The following is an 18,857-nucleotide window of genomic DNA, read 5'->3' as shown; positions in this document are numbered from 1 at the left end:
GCTCCATGAAGACCTGGTTCGCCCTGCTCGTGCGCCGCCGGTTCCTGGTCCTGATGGTGGCGCTCGCCGCCGCGGCGGGCGGAATCGCCAACCTCGAAGGGCTCTCGATCGACGCGGTGCCGGACATCTCGCCCAATCAGGTGATGATCCTGACCCTGTCGCCGGGCCTCGGGCCCCTGGAGGTCGAGCGGCTCGTCACCTTCCCGGTCGAGAACGCCATGGCGGGGGCGCCGGGGTTGACCAACGTGCGCTCCACGTCGCGGGCGGGGGTCTCGGCCGTCTACGTCACCTTCGACGGGTCGATGTCGGTCACCGGGGCGCGGGCGGAGGTGTTTCAGCGCCTGCCCCAGGCCAAGGCGCTGATGCCGGCCGGCGTCGGCGACCCGCAGATGGGTCCGATGGCCACGGGGCTGGGCGAGATCTACCAGTTCGAGCTGCGCGGGCCCGCCTACACGCCGATGCAGCTCAAGCGCATCCTGCAATGGACGATCGCGCCCAAGCTGAAGCTCACGCCGGGCATCGCCGACGTGAACATCTACGGCGGCCAGATGCCGACCGACGAGGTCCGCGTCTCGGCCGCCGCCCTGCGCCGCTACGGCGTGAGCCTCGCGCAGGTCTACACGGCGCTGGCCGACAACAACGCCGCCCGGGGCGGCGCCTATATCGAGCACAACGACCAGCAGGAGGTGATCCGCGGCCTTGGCCTCGCCAAGGGACCGGCGGACATCGCCACCATCGTCGTCGCGACCGGCCCCGGCGGCTTGCCCGTGACGCTCGCGGATCTCGGGAGCGTGCAGGAGGCGCCCAAGGTGCGCCTCGGCGCCGTCACCCACGACGCCGCGGGCGAGACGGTCGTGGGCATTGCCCTGATGCGCTACGGCGAGAATGCCAGCGCGGTGGTCGAGGAGGTGAAGAAGACCGTCGCGGCGCTGCGCCCGCAGCTTCCGCCGGGGATCGAGATCGTCCCGTACTACGACCGCAGCGCGCTGGTGGAGCGCACGATCCACACGGTGGAGCACAACCTCCTGGAGGGGGCGGTGCTGGTGGTCGTCGTCCTGCTCCTGCTGCTCGGCAACCTGCGCGCGGGGCTGATCGTGGCCGCCGCGATCCCGCTCTCGATGCTCATGGCCTTCGCGGGCATGCGGCTGCTCGGCCTCTCGGGCAACCTGATGAGCCTGGGCGCCATCGATTTCGGCCTGATCGTCGACGGCGCCGTGGTGATGATCGAGAACGTGCTGCGCGCCCGGGGCGAGCACCCGGACCGGCCGCCCCACGACCTGATCCGGGACGCCGCCGCCGCGGTGGCCCGGCCGGTGATCTTCGCGGTGGCGATCATCATCATCGTCTACGTGCCGATCCTCGCCCTCCAGGGCGTGGCCGGGAAGATGTTCGTGCCCATGGCGCTGACCGTGATCCTGGCGCTCGCCAGCTCCCTGGTCGTCACCATGACCCTGATGCCGGCGCTCGCAGCGATCCTCCTCGCCGGCCGCGGCATCGGCGAGCGCGAGACGCGCCTCGTCCACGCGGTGCGGGCCGCCTACACGCCGGTGCTGCGCTGGGCCGAGCGGCACGCCGTCGCCACCGTCCTGACGACGCTCGCCCTGTTCGCCGGCTCCTGCGTGCTGGCGACCCGGCTCGGCGGCGAGTTCCTGCCCAAGCTGTCGGAGGGGTCGATCGTCATCACCTCCGAGAAGCTGCCCGGCATCAACCTGGACGCCTCCCTGGCCACGGTCGGCCGGATCGAGCGGGTGCTGAAATCCTTCCCCGAGGTGAAGCGGGTCGTCTCCCTCACCGGCAGCGCCGAGATCCCCACCGACCCGATGGGGGTCGAATCGACCGACAGCTTCATCACCCTCACCGACCCCGCCACCTGGACGACCGCCGACACCCAAGAGGGCCTCGTGGCGGCCTTCGACAAGCGCCTCAAGGAGGAGGTGCCCGGCGTCGCCTACACCTTCTCGCAGCCGATCCAGATGCGCATGGACGACCTGCTGGAGGGCGTGCGCGGGGACGTCGCCATCAGCCTCTACGGCGACGACCTGAAGGTCCTGAAGGACACCGCCGACGCCATCGTGCGGGCGGTCTCCGGGGTCGAGGGGGCGGCGGACGTGAAGGCCGAGGCCCAGGCCGGCATGCCGGCGCTCTCGATCCAGGTCGATCGCGCCCGGGCGGCCCGCTACGGCATCAACGTCTCCGACGTGCTCGACGTGGTCGAGAGCATCGGCGGCCGCACCGCCGGCATGGTCTACGGCGACGACAACTCCATCACCGACATCGTGGTCCGCCTGGATCCTGCGGATCGCAGCGACCTCGAGCGGATCCGCGCCCTGCCGGTGAGCCGCTCGACCCGGGAGACCGGCCGGGAGGCCGGGCCCCCGCCGACGGTGCCCCTCTCGATGGTGGCCACCGTGGAGGTCGCCTCGGGACCGGCCCAGATCAGCCGGGAGCGCCTGCAGCGGCGGATCTCGGTCCAGGCGAATGTCCGGGGCCGCGACGTGCAGAGCTTCGTGGACGCCGCCAAGCAGGCCGTGTCCGACCAGGTGACGCTGCCGCCGCGCTACGCCCTGGTCTGGAGCGGCCAGTACCAGAACCTGCAGGAGGCCACCGCCCGGCTCTCCGTGGTGGTGCCGGCGGCGATGGCGGCGATCCTCGTCCTCCTCGTCGTAATGTTCGGCGACATCCGCCTCGCCGGGCTGATCTTCCTCAACGTGCCGATGGCCGCGACCGGCGGCATCCTCGCTTTGACCCTGCGCGACATGCCGTTCTCGATCTCGGCGGCGATCGGGTTCATCGCGACCTTCGGCATCGCGATCCTGAACGGCGTCGTGCTGACGAGCTACATCCGCGACCTGGAGGAATCCGGCCTCGACACGCGGGCGGCGGCCACCCGGGCCGCCGAGATGCGGCTGCGGCCGGTGATGATGACGGCCCTCGTGGCGGCCCTCGGCTTCCTGCCGATGGCCCTGTCCACCAGCGCCGGGGCCGAGGTCCAGCGCCCGCTCGCCACCGTGGTGATCGGCGGCCTGATCTCCGCGACCTTCCTCACCCTCGTGGTCCTGCCGGCGGTCTACCCGGCGGTGACGCGGATGCGCCTCCCCTTCCGCCGCGGGGGATCCGCTTCCGGCGCAGCCGGGGCCCGGGCGCGCCCGGCCGCCCGGACGCGGGCGGACGCCGACGTGTGAGCGCCGTCGGGATGGTCCCGGCCCCGCGCCCCGGCCGGCGCCGCCGCCTCCCAGTCCCGATCCTGCTCCGCCAGCAGAGCGGCGCGGCGGGCCGCGGCGTCCGGTTCCGGCGCGTCCGGGCCGGCCTCCGTAGCCCGGGGGGCGACGGTCTCGCCCGCGCTCAGGACATGGGCGAGCGCCGCGACGATGCGGTCCACCTCGCCGGGCGTCGCGCCCCCGCCGAGGAGGTCGAGGCGTGACCGGTCGGCGATCCCGGCGCAGGTGCCGCCCTCGAGGCCGAGCGCCGCGAGGGCGCCCGGGTCGAGGGGCAGGCATCCGGCCGGCATGTCCCGCAGCCGGCCGAGCCTCCGAGCCCGGGTGGCGTCGGCGGCGTGCCGCGCGCGGGCGTCCGGGAGCCGGCGGGCCAGCGCGTCGAGGATGACGCTCCGGACCCGTTCGAGCCGGACCGGGCCGAACTTCCGGATCCCGGTGATCGCGTCCGGCGAGGATCGGGCGAGGTGACCGAGATCCTGGATTCCCGCCTTGCGCAAGCGGGCCCGCAGCGACGCCGTCAGGAAGCCGCGACCGAACCCGGAGGCCGAGAGATCCGCGATCGTGTCCTCAGCCAGGCCCTCGAACAGCGGAAGGCGCGCGCAGACCTCGGCGAAGAGGCAGTCCGACCGGACGGTGCGGCGTGATCGCGGAAGCATCGCCTGGGCGGATACGGCGATCTCCGGATGTCGGCAACAGGCGGCCGGTGCACGCCGCCCAAATCCCCCGGCCTCCGGCGCGGCGCTAGGAGGCCGCGCGCGGGATGTGCCACTCGCCGATCAGGTCGAGCGTCGCGGTATAGATGACCGCCCCGCCCTCGTCGCGCACCTGCACCGAGAAGGTGCGCCGGTCCCCGTCCGGCAGCTTGTCCCGCGCCATGTCGGGGAGCGCGTCCACCGCGGCGACGCGGGCGGCCTCGGCGTCCGGCAATTCCATGCCCTCGTCGTCCTGTGACCGGTAATCGCCGTCGTCCGTGTCGAAGAAGTAGCGCGACATGGGGTTTCTCGCTCATCGGAGGTGGAATGCAACGCGTTCTTCCCGGTCAGCGTCCCTGGACAGCACCTGATGCAGGCAGCACAATTGCGCCCGGTTTCAATCCATATCTTTAGCTTATGTTTCTGCACGGCGTGTTTAATTTTTTTCATCGCGCGAAAATCTAATTTCTGCGCGGGACGCGATGCAGGTAGTTCGGATTGAATTCGCAGTAGGCCTTCAGCCGCGTCACGTCCGGGATCCGCAACCGGCGCTGCGCCAGCACGATCAGCCCCGTGGAGCGCAGGTCGCGCAGGACCCGGTTCACGTGCACCGGCGTCAGTCCGAGCATGTCGGCCAGGTCGACCTGGGTGAACGGGATGGCGTAGCCGTCCTCCCTGGCCAAGCCGACGGCCTGCAGGCGCAGCAGCAGCTCGCAGAACAGGTGGGCGATGCGCCGCGACGCCTCCCGCCCGGCGAGGCTGATCAGCCATTCGCGCAGGATGGCCTCATCCACGAGGGTGGCCCACCACATCGCATGGGCGATGCGCGGGTGGTTCTCGGTCAGATCGCGGATGGTGGCCCGGGGGATCTCCACCACCATGCAGGGCGTCATCGTGGCGATCGAGTGATCCCGCTCGTTGAGGATGGCCACGTGCAGGTCGCAGAAATCACCGGGCACCATAAGGGCGGTGATGTTGCGCTTGCCCCGCGGCAGGACCTTGTAGCGGCAGGCGAACCCGGACAGGATGAGGTGGACGTTCTCGGGCCGGTCGCCTTCGCAGGTGAGATCCTGACGCGCGGGAATCTGCCGGCTGCGCAGGCTCAAATGCCGCACGGTTTGATGATCGGCCTCGGTCAGGCTGCCGGCCATGTCGAGCTTGCGGATCAGGGCATCGAACATGGCTCACGACGCGCTCTTCGGCGGTCGTTTCGCCCGGCGCGGGACGGCGTATCGCAAGGGTGCGGGATGGGCCTGAGCGCCCACCCGCGGTCAGACACGCGATCGCGGTCCGATACGCAAACATAGGTTATGTTTATCGCGTGGCGTTCGCGGAAGGCGACTTTCGTTACACCCGGCATGCAAGCGGCGCCATCCGAGTGCGGGCGGATCGATCGTCCGACCGCTCCGCGATCCAGGCGGCGGCAGGTCGTTCCCCGCGCGGTACCGTCCCCGATTCGATCACGCCTCGTCACCATCGCAGACATCGATGTTTGCACTTCGCTCGAAGTTCGCATTCACTATACCTATAGGCGCGCATCACCTATGTGATTTGATATATGCCAGAAATATTATGACAAAACCTTCAAGCTTTGCTTGATTTGGACATTACCAGAAGATTTTCGACGTAAAATACCCGGACGAAGCGTGATAGGTGCTGACTTTCGCATCCGTCAGGACCGATCGAGCCAGCCTCGTCCAGGCCTGATCCGCCGGTCGGTACAGATGGGCGGGGATACACTGGGGCACATCATTGCCGGCGCCGCATTTGGCCGATCCGCCCACTCGCCACCGCCAGGGAAAACCAGATTTGCCACATGTATAAATTGAGAGCATGGTCGAGTTTGCCGCGCAAGATTGATCAGCGTGCGGGCGCGCAGCGAAAGTTCGATCGCCCATGACAAACCGCCTTCACGCAGATCGGAGCCTCGAAGTCGCACGCGCGCTGCGCGCCGCGGCCGCAGAGACGCGCAGCGCGCTCGAAGCCTCGCGCAACCTCGTCCGGCGTTCGCGCGAGCAATCGCTGTTTGCCGCGGAACAGATGATGCCCCGCGACGGCGATTCCGGTCCCTCGAAGCATCTGGTCGAATGCCTCATCGAAGCCTATGAGGCCGCGGAATATGACGCCGATGCCCAGACGCGCCTGCTCCTCGATCACGTCCTCCAGCATGTCGGTCGGCGCATCGCGGGTACGATCGGACCGAGAGCGACCGGGATCGCGGTGCATTGAGCAACGCATCGGGGATCCAGACGGAGAAGCCACATGACCGGTGACGATCCGAAGGGCGACGATCTCCCCGACACGCTGGCCCGCATCGCCCGGACGCTGGGCGTCCCGGTCGCGACATTCCTCACGACCACGACCGGTTCCGGAGCCACGCCGGGTCTTGAATCGTTCGCGGAAGGAACGGATGATCCGGCCCAGGTGGTGGCGTTGCTGCGCCTGTTCGCGCGGCTGAAGAACCCCGAGGCGCGGGCCCGCTGTCTCGCCTACGTCGTGCAGGAGGCCACGCACGACGACTGATCCGCGCCGCGATCCTCGACATCAGGCGAAACCGGGCGAGGCTCGACCCCGACAGACGGCGCGGCATCGATCGTGAGGCTTGGTAGGGGGCGATGGACCACGACGACTTCCCGCAGGACGCCTTCCCGCAGGACCACGGCCCGCAGGACGACCGGCCGCAGGACCATTTCCCGATCGTCGGCATCGGCGCGTCGGCGGGCGGGATCGAGGCGATGCGCGGCTTCTTCCGCGGGCTGCCGAAGACGCTCGAGGCCGCCTTCGTCGTCGTCACGCATCTCAGCCCGGGGCGTGAGAGCCTGCTTCCGGAAGTCCTGGCCCGCTTCACCCCGCTCACCGTCGAGGCCGCCGCCGACGGCGTGGCGGTCCGGCCGGACCACGTCTACGTCATGCCCCCCGGCTGCGTCATGGGCATCGCGGACGGTCGGCTGACCTTGAAAACGCTCGGCCCGGAAACCCGCGAGACCAAGCCGATCGACATCTTCCTGACCGCCCTGGCGCTCGACCAGGGCGAGCGCGCGGTCGGCGTGATCCTGTCCGGCGGGGACGGCGACGGCGCCATCGGCGTCAAGGCGGTCAAGGAGCGCGGGGGTCTGACGCTGGCCCAGACCTCGGACGGCTACGGACCGGAAACCGCCGACATGCCGCTCAGCGCGCTGCGGACCGGCTTCGTGGATTTCGGCGAGACGACGGAACGGATGGGGGACCGGATCGCCGCCCATGTCGCGTCGGAGAGCGGCCCCGCACTGAAAACCCGGACCGCGACGGCCGCGGACGAGATCGACGCCGCCCTGCTCGCCGAGACCTTCGCCATCCTGCGCCGGCAGGTCGGGCACGATTTCTCGGGGTACAAGCCCAGCACCTTCGTGCGCCGCCTGCAGCGCCGCATCAGCGTCATCGGCGCGTCCGGACCGGGGGGCTACCTCAAATTGCTGCGCGCCGATTCGGCAGAAGTCGGCGCGCTGTTTCGGGACCTGTTGATCGGCGTGACGAACTTCTTCCGCGACACCGCCGCCTTCGAGGCCCTGGCCGCCCAGGTCATCCCGAAGCTGTTCGAGGGGCGGACGGCGGACGAGGTGGTGCGGATCTGGGTGCCGGCCTGCTCGACCGGCGAGGAGGTCTATTCCCTCGCCATCCTCCTGAGCGAGCACATGGCGGGCCTGAACGACCCGCCGCGGGTGCAGATCTTCGCCACCGACATCGACGAGCGTTCGCTCACCGTCGCCCGGACCGGCCGCTACCCGAAGGCCTACCTCGACACCGTCTCGCCCGAGCGGATCGCCCAGCACTTCGTCACCGAGGGCGACGGCGCGACGATCGGGAAGGCCGTGCGCGACCTGTGCACGTTCGCCCCGCACAGCGTCCTGCGGGACCCGCCGTTCTCCCGCCTGGATCTCGTCTCCTGCCGCAACCTGCTGATCTACCTCGGCGTCGAGGCCCAGCAGCAGCTGATGCCGGTGCTGCATTTCGCCCTGCGCCCGCGCGGCTACCTGTTCATCGGGATGGCGGAGAACGTGACGCGCTTCGAGGATCTGTTCGAGACGATCGACAAGCGCCACCGGATCTTTCAGGCCCGGGACGCGATCCCGCCGGCGCGGCTGCCGACGACGATCGCGCCCGATGTGCCGACCTTCGGGAGCGCCGGACCGTATCGTCGGCGGACCGCGATCGCGCACACGGCCCTGCGGCACGCGGTCGAGTCCCAGATGCTGTCCGAGTTCACCCCGCCCCATGCGGTCGTGACCCGGACCGGGGAGGCCGTGCACTACTCGGCGCGGATCGGGGATCACCTGGAGATCGTGCCGGGTCAGCCGACGCGGGAACTGGCCGCGCTGGCGCGCAAGGGTCTGCGGCTCGAGCTCCGGACGGCCCTGCGCGAGGCGATCGAGGGCAACACGCGGGTCGTGCGCGACGGCATCGGTGTCGAACGTCAGGACGGCCGCCTCCAGACCATCTCCCTGGTCGTCAAGCCGCTGCACACCCCCAACGAGACCGAGCCGCTGTTCCTGGTGGTGTTCAACGAGGCCGCCGTGCCCGTCGAGCGGGAACGGCAGCAGGCGCTGGAGGCGACCGAGCGGGACACGGTGATCCAGCGCCTCGAACGCGAGCTGAGCAATACGCGCGAGCGGCTCCAGGCCGTCATCGAGGAGTACGAGACGTCCCTCGAGGAGCTCAAGTCGTCCAACGAGGAACTCTACTCGGTCAACGAGGAGATGCAGGCCGCCAACGAGGAGCTCGAAGCCTCGAAGGAGGAGACCCAGTCCCTCAATGAGGAATTGCACACGGTCAATTCCGAACTCGCGTCCAAGATCGAGGCGCTCGATCAGGTGTCCGATGACCAATCGCTGTTGTTCGACGGCATGAACGTCGCCAGCGTGCTGCTGACGCCGGATCTCCGCATCCGCATGTTCACCAGCGCGGCGGCGCAGTTGTTCGGCCTGCAGCCGAGCGACATCGGTCGCTCCCTGCGCAACTTCTCGGCACCGATCCCCCTGACGTGGCTGCTCGACGAGATTCCGACCGTGATGGCGGAGAACCGCCCGTCCGAGCGGACGATCGAGGGGGCGGACGGCGCCCGCTACCGGGTCCGGTTGATGGCCTCGTCCCGGACGGGCAGCCGGATGCCCGGGATCGTCGCCAACTTCACGGACCTGCACGCGGAGGGATGATCGTCCCGGACGTGATCCGATCCCGTCTGCGCCCCCGCACCGGCTGCGGGCTCATCCCGAATCCCTCGATATCCCGCTGCGGCCTGCTCAGGCGGCGTCCGAGACGAGAGCCCGCGCGCGCGGTTCGAGCCGGGGGTCGTAGGCGCTGCCGGTCCAGACCGTGATCGGCTGCGGTCGCCCGATCAGGAAACCCTGGACCTCGTCGCAGGACGCATCCGCCAGGAAGCGCATCTGCGCCTCGGTCTCGACGCCTTCGGCCACCACTTTCATCCCGAGGCTGCGCCCGAGGCCCAGGACCGCCCGCACGATCACGGCCGCCTGCGCACTCTCTTCGAGACGGCCCACGAAGGACCGGTCGATCTTGATCTTGTCGAAGGGGAACGCCTGGAGCGCGGCGAGGGAGGAGTATCCGGTGCCGAAATCGTCGATCGCGATCCGGATCCCGAACTCCTTCAGGCGCCGCAGGATGGACTGCGCCCGCGCCGTATCGTCGATGATCAGCGATTCCGTCACCTCCAGCTCCAGGCGGTCGGGGGACAGGCCCGTCTCCGTCAGGATCGCCAGCACGCGTTCGGGCAGGTCGGTCTGCTGGAACTGGCGCGGCGAGAGGTTGACCGCCACCTTGAGGGCTCCCGACCAGCGCGCCGCCTCGCGGCAGGCCGCGCGCAGGACCCACTCCCCCAACGGAAGGATCAGGCCGTTCTCCTCGGCGATCGGGACGAAGTCGGCCGGGGAGACGAGGCCGCGCACCGGATGCACCCAGCGCACCAGGGCCTCGAAGCCGAGGAGATCGCGCGTATCCGCCCGGAGCTGCGGCTGGTAGTACAGGGTGAGTTCGTCATGCTCGATCGCGTGCCGAAGATCGCGCTCGATCATGCGCCGCTCGGCGGCCGCGGCATCCATCATCGCGTCGAAGAACCGGAAGGTGTTCCGCCCCTCGGCCTTGGCGCAGTAGAGGGCGAGATCGGCGCATTTGAGCACGTCCTCGCCGCCGGCACCGTGATCCGGCGCGAACGCGATGCCGACGCTCAGGCCGACCTGCATCCGGTGCTCCCCGAAGGCGATCGGCACCTGGACCGCCGCGATGAGGCGCTCGACCAAACCCGCGACGTCCTCCAGCCCGCGGGTGCCGCCGAGCAGGATCGCGAACTCGTCGCCCCCCAATCGGGCGACCGTGTCCTCGGCCTGCAGCGTCGACCGCAGGCGCTGGGTGATCGCCCGCAGGAACGCGTCGCCCGCCCCATGCCCGAGGGTGTCGTTGACCGCCTTGAAGCGGTCGAGGTCCAGGCACAGGACCGCGCAGCGGCCGCCGAAATGCCCGATCTCGGCGAGTCTCCGGTTGAGGCACTCGTGGAACAGGGTGCGGTTCGGCAGCCCGGTCAGGGCGTCGTGATGGGCCATGTGGGCGAGCTGCGCCTGGGCTTCCTTGCGGGCGCTGATGTCGATCTGGGTCCCGACGAAGCGCAGGGGCGTGCCGGCCGGATCGCGGGCGACGATCCGGCCGCGCGTCATCAGCCAGGCCCAGGACCCGTCCTTGCGCCGCAGGCGGTGCTCGCATTCGAACAGCGGCGTGTGCCCGCTCAGATGATCGTCGAGGGCGTGCTGGGCGCGCAGGGCATCCTCGGGATGAAGCAGCGCACGCCAGGTGCGGGCGTGGCTGTCCAGCTCGCCCGGGGCGTAGCCGAGCATGCCCCACCAGCGCTCCGACGACCACGCCGTCCCGGTCGTCAGATCGCAGTCCCAGAGACCGTCGCTGCCCGCGTCGAGCGCGAGGGCGAGCCGCTCCTCGCTCTCGGCGATGCGGCGCTCGGCCTGCTTGCGCGCGGTGATGTCGGTGTAGGTCCGGACCACCCCGCCCGCGGGGAGCGGGACGGTTCGGATCTCCAGCACGGTCCCGTTCGGCCGCTCGCGTTCATACGTGTGGGCCGCCAGTTCGAGGCCGCTCCGCGCCACCCACTGGCGCAGGTCGGGGCCCGACTTGGCGAAATCCTGCTGCGCGAGCTGAAAGTCGCGCACCGCCGCGAAGGTCGGCTGCCCCCGCATCATCGGGGCGGGCAGGCCGAGCAGGCCGATCGCGCGCTCGTTGCAGACCCGGACCACCTTCTGCGCGTCGACCATCATCAGCCCCTGGTCCATGGTCTCCAGGATGGCGTTGAGCAGATCCGTCTTCTCGGACAGGAGGATCTCGCGTTCGCGCAAGGCGCCGTTGCTGCGGTGCAGGCGCTCGGCGAGGAGCGCCAGCCCGCAGAACGCGACGACCACGAGCATGACCGCGGCGACGCCCAGGGCCAGCGCGCCGCGCGGGAGGCTCTCGGGGCCCGCGCCGAGGCTCGGATCGGGCACGACCCGCACGGCCCCCATGGCGAGGAAGTGGAGACCGCCGACGGCGCATGTCAGCAGGGTGGCGGCCCAGACGTGGGGCCGGCGCGTCCCAGCGTGCGCGGCCACGAACAGCGCGGCGCACGAGAACATAGCGCTGACGGCCAGGGCGGTGGCGACGACGGGAACCGACCAGACGAAGCGGCCGGGCAGGCGGATGCCCAGCATGCCGGTGAAGTGCATCGCCGCGATGCCCGCGCTGAGCACGAGACCGGCCACGATCGTGCCGACGAACCGGTCGCGATGCTGGGCCAGGGCAAGGGCGACGAAGGTCACCGTGATCGCGATCGCCAGCGAGGTGAGGGTCGTGGTCAGATCGTAACCGACGCCGATGCCGGGATCGTAGCCGAGCATCGCGATGAAATGCGTGCTCCAGATGCCGCTGCCCGCCGCGAGGCTCGCTGCGCCCAGCCAGCCGGCACGCGCGCGGCCTCTCGCTTCGCGGGCCTGCTGGAACAGGCGCAGGACGGTCTGGCAGGAGAACCAGCAGATCAGAACCGCGAGCGGAACCGTCCAGGCGGCGTGCTCATGGGCCAGGCAGGCGAAAGCTCGGTACATCGATCATCGCCCTGTGCAGGAGAGGCGCAGGAAGCTATCGCGCAAGGGGTTAATACAGGTTATAGTTGTATTCACGCCGGACATCGGAACCCGCGGCTCCGACGGCCGGCCCGCGGGAGCGTCACCACGCCAGGGTGATCCCGCCCCGTCCGCCGATATTGCTCGGCCCGTTGACGGCGAAACCGATGCCCCCGGAGGCGTAGAGGTTGTCGCCGATCCGGGCCGTGCCCGCCGCGCCGAAAGCACCCTGTCCCCGATAGGTGCCGAAATTCGCCGAGACCGCATACGCCTTGCCTTCCGGCAGGACCGCTCCGGAGAGGGCCAGCGCGATGGCCGTGCCCTGGAACGCGCTGCGGACATCGCGTTGGAGTTGCAGCGTGGCGCTTTGCAGACCGGCGACGCTCGCCTCCAGAGTGCCGATCCGCCCGTTCATCGCGTCGAGGTTCGCCGGACCGAAGCTCGACACCGCGAGGTTCCCGCTCGCGTCCGTGGTCACGAAGCCGGTCGGCCCCGCTTGCGTGGCGAGACTCTGGGCCGAGGCGAGCCCGGCGAGGGTGTAGGTCTGGCTGGACGCGCCGATCGCCACTTGGTTGGCCCGGGTGGTGGCCACGCCCGCGCCGAGCGCGACCGCGTTGTCGTGCGCGGCCTGGGCGCCCTGCCCGACGGCCACAGAGCCGGTCCCCTGGGCCCGCGCATCGACGCCCACCGCGGTCGCGCCGGACCCGGTCGCGCTGGCCGAACGCCCGAGGGCGGTCGCATTCTCGGCCGTCGCGCTGGCATAGGCGCCGAACGCCGAGGCCTCGTTGCCGCTGGCGGCCGCCCTGTAGCCGACGGCCGTGGTCGGGTCGGCGGTGGCCGTCGCCCCGTAGCCGATCGCCGTCGCGCCGGCATAGGTCGCCTGGGCTCCGGTCCCGATCGCGGTGGTCGCCGAGGCCGTCGCCTGGCTGCCCTGGCCGTAGGCCGCGCTGTCGCTGCCGCTGGCGGCGCTGCCGGATCCGGTCGCCGTGGCGCCGGAGCCCTGTGCCGAAGCGGATGAGCCGACCGCGACGCTCGCCGCGCCCAGGGCCGCCGCACCGTAGCCGCTCGCGTAGGAATCCGCCCCGGCCGCCACCGGCGGGGCCGCACCGCGGGCGTTGTTGGCGCGCACGGGAAAATCCTGGATCTCGGCGTCGAGCGTCTGCGCCGCGGCGTTGAGCTGGCCGAGATTCACGGCGTCGCCCGCAGCCTGCCCGTTCGCAACGCCGCTGATCGTGCGCGGGCCGTCGGTTCCGGACACGGTGATCACACGGCCGCCGACCTGGCTGGCGACGGTCACGGCCCCGCCGGCGCTCGTCTGCTGCACGAGCCGGGCGCCGCCTCCGGCATTCTGCAGGACCGCGACCTGCTGCGTGACGGCGGCGATCTGTCCGGCGTTGCCGGTCAGGGCGGCATCGACCGCGTTCAGGGCGCTTCCGACATCGGAATAGCCGCTGCCGCGGATGGTATAGGTCGGGGCCGTCCAGCGACCGGTCTGGCCATCGACGCGGGCGCCGCCGCCGAGCGCGGCGGCCACCTGCGCGGTGGCGCCGAACAATTGGCCGCCGTTGACCGCATCCGTCGAGCCGCTCGACACGGTCCCGGCCGCCACGTTGACGATGCGCCGCTCCGCGCCGACCTGTCCCACGGACAATGTGTCCGCCTGATCCGCGACCGAACCGCTCCCGATCGCGATGGACCGGCTCGCGGTCGCCGATGCGCCAGGGCCGATGGCGAGGGCGTCGCGCCCGGACGCGGCCGGCGCTCCGAGGCCCGCCTGGTTGCTGGCGGCCAGGGGCACGGTGGCGCCCGGCGTTCCGCCGCTGGTCAGCACCGCGTTCAGCTGGTCGAGGTTGACGGCGTCGCTGCCCGCGACGCCGGCCGCCACGCCGGTGACCCGGCGATTGCCCGCCGTGCCGGCGACGCTGAGCACGGTCCCGTCCGTGGCCGCACCGACCGTGAGAATGCGGGTCGCGGGGTTCTGCCGGACGAGGCCGACGGTGCCGTCGTCGAGGCTGCCGCGCAGCCCGGTGAGCGCGTCCGACACCGCGGTCACCCGCTGATCGACCGCGTAGAGCTGCCCGCCGTTGACGGCATCGGTCGATCCGGGCGCCACGGTGCCATTGGCCACGTTGACCACCCGGCGCTCCGCTCCGACGGCCCCCACCGAGACGGTATCGGCCTCCGTCGCGACGGATCCGCTGCCGATGGCGACTGAGCGCGCGGCCGCCGCCGATGCGCCGTACCCGACCGCCACGGCGTCCGCGCCGCCCGTGGCGGGAAGCGCCGCGCCGGCCGGGTTGCTCGCCGCCAGGGCCGCCGCGCTGCCGGTCGCGACCGTCAAGGCCGCGCTCAGCTGTCCGACGTTGACCGCGTCGTTGGTGCTGGTGCCCGCCGCGACGCCGGTGAGACGCCGGTCGCCCGCCGTGCCGGCGACGTTGAGCAGGGTCCCGCCCGTGGCCGCCCCGACCGTGATCGTATGGGTGACCGGATCCTGTGCCAGGATCCCGATCGCGCTCGTGCTAAAGGCATTCTGCAGCACCGAGATGCTGGCGGTGTTGGTCGTGACCTGCTGGTTCGTGCTCTGGAGCTGACCGCCGTTCACGGCTTCGCTGGAGCCCGCCGCCAGGGATCCCGGCGCGACGCCGCGCAAGGTCACCGGGCCGAGGGCGCCGCCCTTGCTGAAGTCGACCGCGTTCGTGGCCGCCCCCGACGTGCCGGGCACGTACTGCACCGAGAGCGTGTCGAGGGCGCCGATCGCGCGGTCGACCGAGGTGTAGGACGATCCCGCGACGGTGTAGTTCGGCGCCTGATAGGCCCCCGTCGCCGGATTGAAACCGGCCCCCGCCCCCAGGGAGGCGGCGACCGTCGTGCCGGCACTGCGCAGCTGGGTCAGGTTGACGGCATCGTTGGCGCCCGTCCCGGCGCTCACGCCGGTCAGACGCCGATCCCCCGCCGAGCCCGCGATGCTGACCAAGCCGCCGTCGGCCGTCTTCCCGACGGTGATCGTGCGCGTGACCGCATCCTGCTGGACGAGGTTCGGCAGCGCGGCAACCTGGCTCTGCAGCTGCTGCAGATCGGTGGTCGCCGCGGAGATCGCCGTGCCATTCCCCGACACGCGGAGATCGAGCGCGCCGAGCGCGCCGCCGACCGTGCCGTAGGTGCTCCCCTGGATCGTGAAGCTCGGCGCCGTGAACAGGCCGGTGGCCGTGTCGAACCTGGCGCCGCCCCCGATGCCGGCCGCCAGGTTGCCGCCGACGGCCGAGAGCTGGCGCAGGTTGACGGCATCGGTCGCCTGCGTGCCGCCGGCGACGTTGGTGATCTGCCGCTCCGCGCCGGCCGCCCCAACCGACACGGCGCCCGCGCTCGATCCGACGCTGAGCCCGCTGAAGGCCTCCGACCCGCCGTTCAGGCCGATGCGGTCGGCCACCGCGCCGCTCCCCAGGGCGACGGCTCCGGCGACGCTGGCCGCGCTGCGCGCACCGAGGCTCAATCCGGCCAGAGCGGAGCTGTTCGCATCGGTCCCGATGGCGATCGCATCCGTGCCGGCGACACTCCCGCGCAGCCCGATCGCGATCGCGTTACTGCTGCTCGCCGTCGCCTGCGCGCCGAGCGCCACCGCGTTCGCGCTGCCCACCGCCGTCTGGCTCCCGTCGCCGAGGGCGATCGCCGAAACTTCGCCCGCGCGCGCGGCTTGGCCGGCGGTATCTCCGAGGCCGCCGATCCGGCCCCCGCCGAGCGACAACCCCTTGCTGCTGTCGAGCGTCAGGCTCGACGCACTTAGGTTGCAGCCGCCGGGACTGGCGACGCTGACGAGATTGCCGTTCGCATCCAGGACGCCGACCCGGAGGGTGGTATCGGAGAGCGGGGTGACCACGCCCTGGTTGATGGTGTCGACCAATCCATTGAGCGTCGTAGTCAGTCCGGTCACGAGGCTGAACGGCGCGGTGATCGGACTCGGGCCCTGGAGGTGCGGCAGGGTCACGCCGAGCCCGGCACAGACATTGACCAGTGAGCTGGATTGCGCCCGGGCATCGCCGACACCGAAGCGGGCGGTGAGGCTGATCGACGACACGGCGAGGGCGAGGAGCCATCCGGTCCGACCGCACGATCGGACGGCCGCGGTGTCTCGACGGGAGGAGGGTCCAAGAGATCCGGGCATTGTCACAACCAGGGCGGCAAATACGACCCTGATTACAACTTCTGATGATTAAAAACTGGTTTTCGGCAGCAACCTGATCGCGAAAACTTCACCCGATCGGCACAACCTGCAGGACCAACCCGATGCCGACCGCCCGAGGTCGTACTGATCGGTGCAACGGCTCCATCGAGCACGATAGGCCCTGGACGACGCTAGCGAGGCTATCGCAGGTTATAAAATTCCACAAGCCTGGGTTGCAGATAGGCCTGCTCCGCTAGGTTGTCGACCGCGCAGACGGCACCCCGCCGCCGCCCCCGAATCCGGCCCGGCTCCGGGCGGATTGCGCTTGTCCCAGGCGGATTTCGCGCGGGCACGCGCGGACGAATGGCGCCGCGGTGTTTCGGCCGCCCGGCCAAACCCGGGACCCGTCTCAGTGCCGGGCCGCGATGCGGTCGAGGAGCATGTGCGGCACGGTCAGGGCGGACAGCATCTGGAGCGTCACCGTCAGCAGGTTGGACGCCGTATCGGACGCGCCGGCGGCGTAGAGGGGCCAGAGGCCCGCGCCGAGGAGGAGGGTCAACGCGAAGACGGGTAGCGCGGCGCGGACGGCGCGCCGCATCGTATCGACGCCGGGCGCCCGCCCTGGGTCGCGCACCAGCGCTTGCATGTGCCGGGGGCCGTGGAGGCCGACGAAGTACAGGGTGAAGGCCGTCAGGGGTGGCAGCACCTCGAAGGCTGCCGCCAGGATCGTCATCTCGATGCGCACGGCCGGCACCGGCCGGTGCGTGAGGAGCCAGATCGCCGCGAGGGCGAGCCAGAGCCAGGCCGCGACCGACCACCAGGCGGGCAGCTGCGGCATCGGCGTCCGTGCGACGACCGCGAAAATCCCCGCCGTCGCCGCGGGGTGCAGGAGCGCCGGCAGGGCGATCGGCAAGCCGCCGCGCACGAGGGCCTCCCAGGGTCGGCCGGGGCCGGCATCCTCCGCGCCGAAATGCAGCACCGACAGAGCCAGGAACCCCGCCAGGGTAGCCAGGGGGGCGACCTGCCACGCCAGGAGGACCAGGGCCGCGAGGCCGAGATACGGGATGGCGAAGATCCCGAACCAGGCCCGCCCGTAGCGGGGGCGCAGCAGCGGCGCCGCCACCGCGCCGTCGAGGGCGCCGTGGGGAACCCCGAGGGCGATCACCACCGTCAGCGCCACGAGCCAGGAGGCCTCGCGCGGGAGGAAGGCCGAGGCGGCGAGCCCCAGCGCGACGAGTGCACCGGCGCCGTGGAGCAGCCGGGCTCCCCAGGCATGCGCGTGATGGCGGCCCGGGCTGGCCGCCTCCCCGGGGAGGAGGACGGATGACCGGGCCGCCATCCGGGTCAGGCCGCCCGGCGCAGCGGCCGGGCCTCGGCGCGCCCGTCCGTGAGATCGCGGTCGACGGCGCGGGTCGTCTCCAGGGTCGCCATGATGCCGTAGGCGACCTTGGCGGTCAGATCGAGGATGGCGATCACCGCCAGGGCGACGGTCGGCGACAGGAAGCCGAGGCCGTCCTGGCCAACGAGCAGCACGACGGGATAGGCGCACCAGACCCCGGTGAGGAATATGGCGTTGCGCAGGAAGGCGGCCCGCACGTCGGCCCGTTCGGCGGCATTCTCCTCACGCAGTTGCACGAAGATCCCGTAGAACACGGCCACGAACGCGCCGCAGGAGATGGCGAACCACGTCCACTTCACCGCGGCGGCGTCGGACAGGCCGAAGGCCAGGGCGGTCACGATCATGATCAGGTCGGAGCCGATCAGCCCCCAGACGACGGCCGGCCGGCGCATCCCGGAATGCATCGCGGTCCGCGCGAGGCCGACGAGCAGCAGGGGCGTGGTGAAGGTCCAGTCGATGTAGCGCGCGAAGTAGAACTGGCGCGCCGTCTCGGCCGCGTCGGGGCCGGCGGGGAGGACGAGGCTTCCCTGCCCCGTCGCCATGGCGAAGTAGGAGCAGGCCGCGATGATCGGCACGATCCCATGGATGATCCCGTCGGCTTCTTCCGTCGGTGTCCGTCGCTTGGCCAGGAGCAGGATCACCGCGGCCCCCGCCGCCATGCCGGCAAAGCCCAGCCACAGCCAGAATTGAGGCGTCATCGCGATCTCGTCGGTATGGGGATGATTGGTCCGCCCACGAACGTGGCGGCACCCTGCCCAATCGGTGTCGGGGGCGATCGTTGCGTGGGGCGAATGTCGCAGCCGAACCGGCTTTGCCGAGACGCTTATTGCATCGCCCCCCCGCCGCCCCGGGCCCTGGACGGAAGGATCACGCCCGCGAAGGCACGCGCCCTCCCCCTACGGAATCGGGTGGCCCCCGAAGGAGCTCGGGCCGACGCGGGGGCTTCTTTCCCGCGCAGAGGCGATTGGGGTGACCCATCGCTTCCGGCCGTTGCCGTCATCGAACGCGATCCGGGAATCCGCCCCCGCGCAGAGAAGGGACGGCGCGCGGCAGGTCCTGGCGGCTCGTCCCGTGGAACGGTCGAGTCAAGACGCCGCTGCCGGAGATGGACGGCCGTCGCCGCAAGCACGGGAGACAGGTTTCACAAGTCGTGCCGCTCGAATCTCCGACCCGAAACCTGCGGCACGACGCGGATCGTCCCGGCGGCCACCAGCGCAGCGCCCCAGCGGCCCCCGTGGGACGACGGCG

The 18,857-nt window shown here is 70.9% G+C and carries 11 protein-coding genes; 3 read left to right on the top strand and 8 right to left on the bottom strand.

What is annotated here, in order from left to right; genetic code table 11:
• Positions 1–5 precede the first annotated feature (5 nt).
• Complete coding sequence (locus tag AC3IF1_RS04185; RefSeq protein ID WP_489216078.1) at positions 6–3,182, top strand: efflux RND transporter permease subunit; 3,177 nt, start codon at positions 6–8, stop codon at positions 3,180–3,182.
• Here the strand turns inward: AC3IF1_RS04185 and AC3IF1_RS04180 are convergent.
• The 4 genes from AC3IF1_RS04180 to AC3IF1_RS04165 form a co-directional block, all read right to left on the bottom strand.
• Entirely contained in the window at positions 3,068–3,871 is an 804-nt protein-coding gene (locus tag AC3IF1_RS04180) for a hypothetical protein (protein ID WP_489216076.1), read from the bottom strand. The two genes, AC3IF1_RS04185 and AC3IF1_RS04180, sit on opposite strands and share 115 nt — an antisense overlap.
• An 85-nt stretch (positions 3,872–3,956) precedes the next feature.
• Positions 3,957–4,208: a DUF6894 family protein gene (locus tag AC3IF1_RS04175; RefSeq protein WP_243967487.1), complete on the bottom strand. Its 252-nt coding sequence runs from the start codon at positions 4,206–4,208 to the stop codon at positions 3,957–3,959.
• Positions 4,209–4,368: 160 nt separating this feature from the next.
• The gene (locus AC3IF1_RS04170) at positions 4,369–5,088 is read right to left on the bottom strand and encodes a Crp/Fnr family transcriptional regulator (protein ID WP_489216074.1); all 720 of its coding nucleotides are present in this window, start codon (positions 5,086–5,088) and stop codon (positions 4,369–4,371) included.
• 679 nt (positions 5,089–5,767) lie between these two features.
• Positions 5,768–6,076 carry a hypothetical protein gene (locus AC3IF1_RS04165; RefSeq protein ID WP_243967484.1) on the bottom strand — a complete coding sequence of 103 codons (309 nt, stop codon included), beginning with the start codon at positions 6,074–6,076 and terminating at the stop codon, positions 5,768–5,770.
• A gap of 93 nt (positions 6,077–6,169) precedes the next feature.
• Here AC3IF1_RS04165 and AC3IF1_RS04160 point away from each other — a divergent pair, with 93 nt between their 5' ends.
• Both AC3IF1_RS04160 and AC3IF1_RS04155 read left to right on the top strand, forming a co-directional pair.
• Complete coding sequence (locus AC3IF1_RS04160; protein WP_243967483.1) at positions 6,170–6,430, top strand: hypothetical protein; 261 nt, start codon at positions 6,170–6,172, stop codon at positions 6,428–6,430.
• A gap of 92 nt (positions 6,431–6,522) precedes the next feature.
• On the top strand, positions 6,523–9,096 hold the full coding sequence (locus AC3IF1_RS04155) for a CheR family methyltransferase (protein ID WP_489216071.1): 2,574 nt from the start codon (positions 6,523–6,525) through the stop codon (positions 9,094–9,096).
• Between the two features lie 87 nt (positions 9,097–9,183).
• Here AC3IF1_RS04155 and AC3IF1_RS04150 read toward each other — a convergent pair whose 3' ends face one another.
• The 4 genes from AC3IF1_RS04150 to AC3IF1_RS04135 all read right to left on the bottom strand — a co-directional run bounded on the left by AC3IF1_RS04150 (position 9,184) and on the right by AC3IF1_RS04135 (position 18,307).
• On the bottom strand, positions 9,184–12,033 hold the full coding sequence (locus tag AC3IF1_RS04150; RefSeq protein WP_489216068.1) for a bifunctional diguanylate cyclase/phosphodiesterase: 2,850 nt from the start codon (positions 12,031–12,033) through the stop codon (positions 9,184–9,186).
• A gap of 121 nt (positions 12,034–12,154) precedes the next feature.
• Positions 12,155–16,123: a beta strand repeat-containing protein gene (locus tag AC3IF1_RS04145; protein ID WP_489216066.1), complete on the bottom strand. Its 3,969-nt coding sequence runs from the start codon at positions 16,121–16,123 to the stop codon at positions 12,155–12,157.
• A 496-nt stretch (positions 16,124–16,619) separates the two neighbouring features.
• Positions 16,620–17,549 carry a Brp/Blh family beta-carotene 15,15'-dioxygenase gene (locus AC3IF1_RS04140; protein ID WP_489216064.1) on the bottom strand — a complete coding sequence of 310 codons (930 nt, stop codon included), beginning with the start codon at positions 17,547–17,549 and terminating at the stop codon, positions 16,620–16,622.
• A 5-nt stretch (positions 17,550–17,554) separates the two neighbouring features.
• Entirely contained in the window at positions 17,555–18,307 is a 753-nt protein-coding gene (locus AC3IF1_RS04135) for a bacteriorhodopsin (RefSeq protein ID WP_489216062.1), read from the bottom strand.
• Positions 18,308–18,857 lie beyond the last annotated feature (550 nt).

The sequence above is a fragment of the Methylobacterium sp. E-012 genome, from assembly GCF_057836545.1.
The sequence above is the reverse complement of the archived record's forward strand: the minus strand, read 5'-3'. Positions and strand labels throughout refer to the sequence as shown.

Coding starts and splice junctions, on each gene's coding strand:
- AC3IF1_RS04170 (WP_489216074.1), bottom strand. CDS start 5,088: ATGTTCGATGCCCTGATCCGCAAGCTCGACATGGCCGGCAGCCTGACC.
- AC3IF1_RS04185 (WP_489216078.1), top strand. CDS start 6: ATGAAGACCTGGTTCGCCCTGCTCGTGCGCCGCCGGTTCCTGGTCCTG.
- AC3IF1_RS04165 (WP_243967484.1), bottom strand. CDS start 6,076: ATGCTGGAGGACGTGATCGAGGAGCAGGCGCGTCTGGGCATCGGCGTC.
- AC3IF1_RS04155 (WP_489216071.1), top strand. CDS start 6,523: ATGGACCACGACGACTTCCCGCAGGACGCCTTCCCGCAGGACCACGGC.
- AC3IF1_RS04140 (WP_489216064.1), bottom strand. CDS start 17,549: ATGGCGGCCCGGTCATCCGTCCTCCTCCCCGGGGAGGCGGCCAGCCCG.
- AC3IF1_RS04175 (WP_243967487.1), bottom strand. CDS start 4,208: ATGTCGCGCTACTTCTTCGACACGGACGACGGCGATTACCGGTCACAG.
- AC3IF1_RS04180 (WP_489216076.1), bottom strand. CDS start 3,871: ATGCTTCCGCGATCACGCCGCACCGTCCGGTCGGACTGCCTCTTCGCC.
- AC3IF1_RS04160 (WP_243967483.1), top strand. CDS start 6,170: ATGACCGGTGACGATCCGAAGGGCGACGATCTCCCCGACACGCTGGCC.
- AC3IF1_RS04135 (WP_489216062.1), bottom strand. CDS start 18,307: ATGACGCCTCAATTCTGGCTGTGGCTGGGCTTTGCCGGCATGGCGGCG.
- AC3IF1_RS04150 (WP_489216068.1), bottom strand. CDS start 12,033: ATGTACCGAGCTTTCGCCTGCCTGGCCCATGAGCACGCCGCCTGGACG.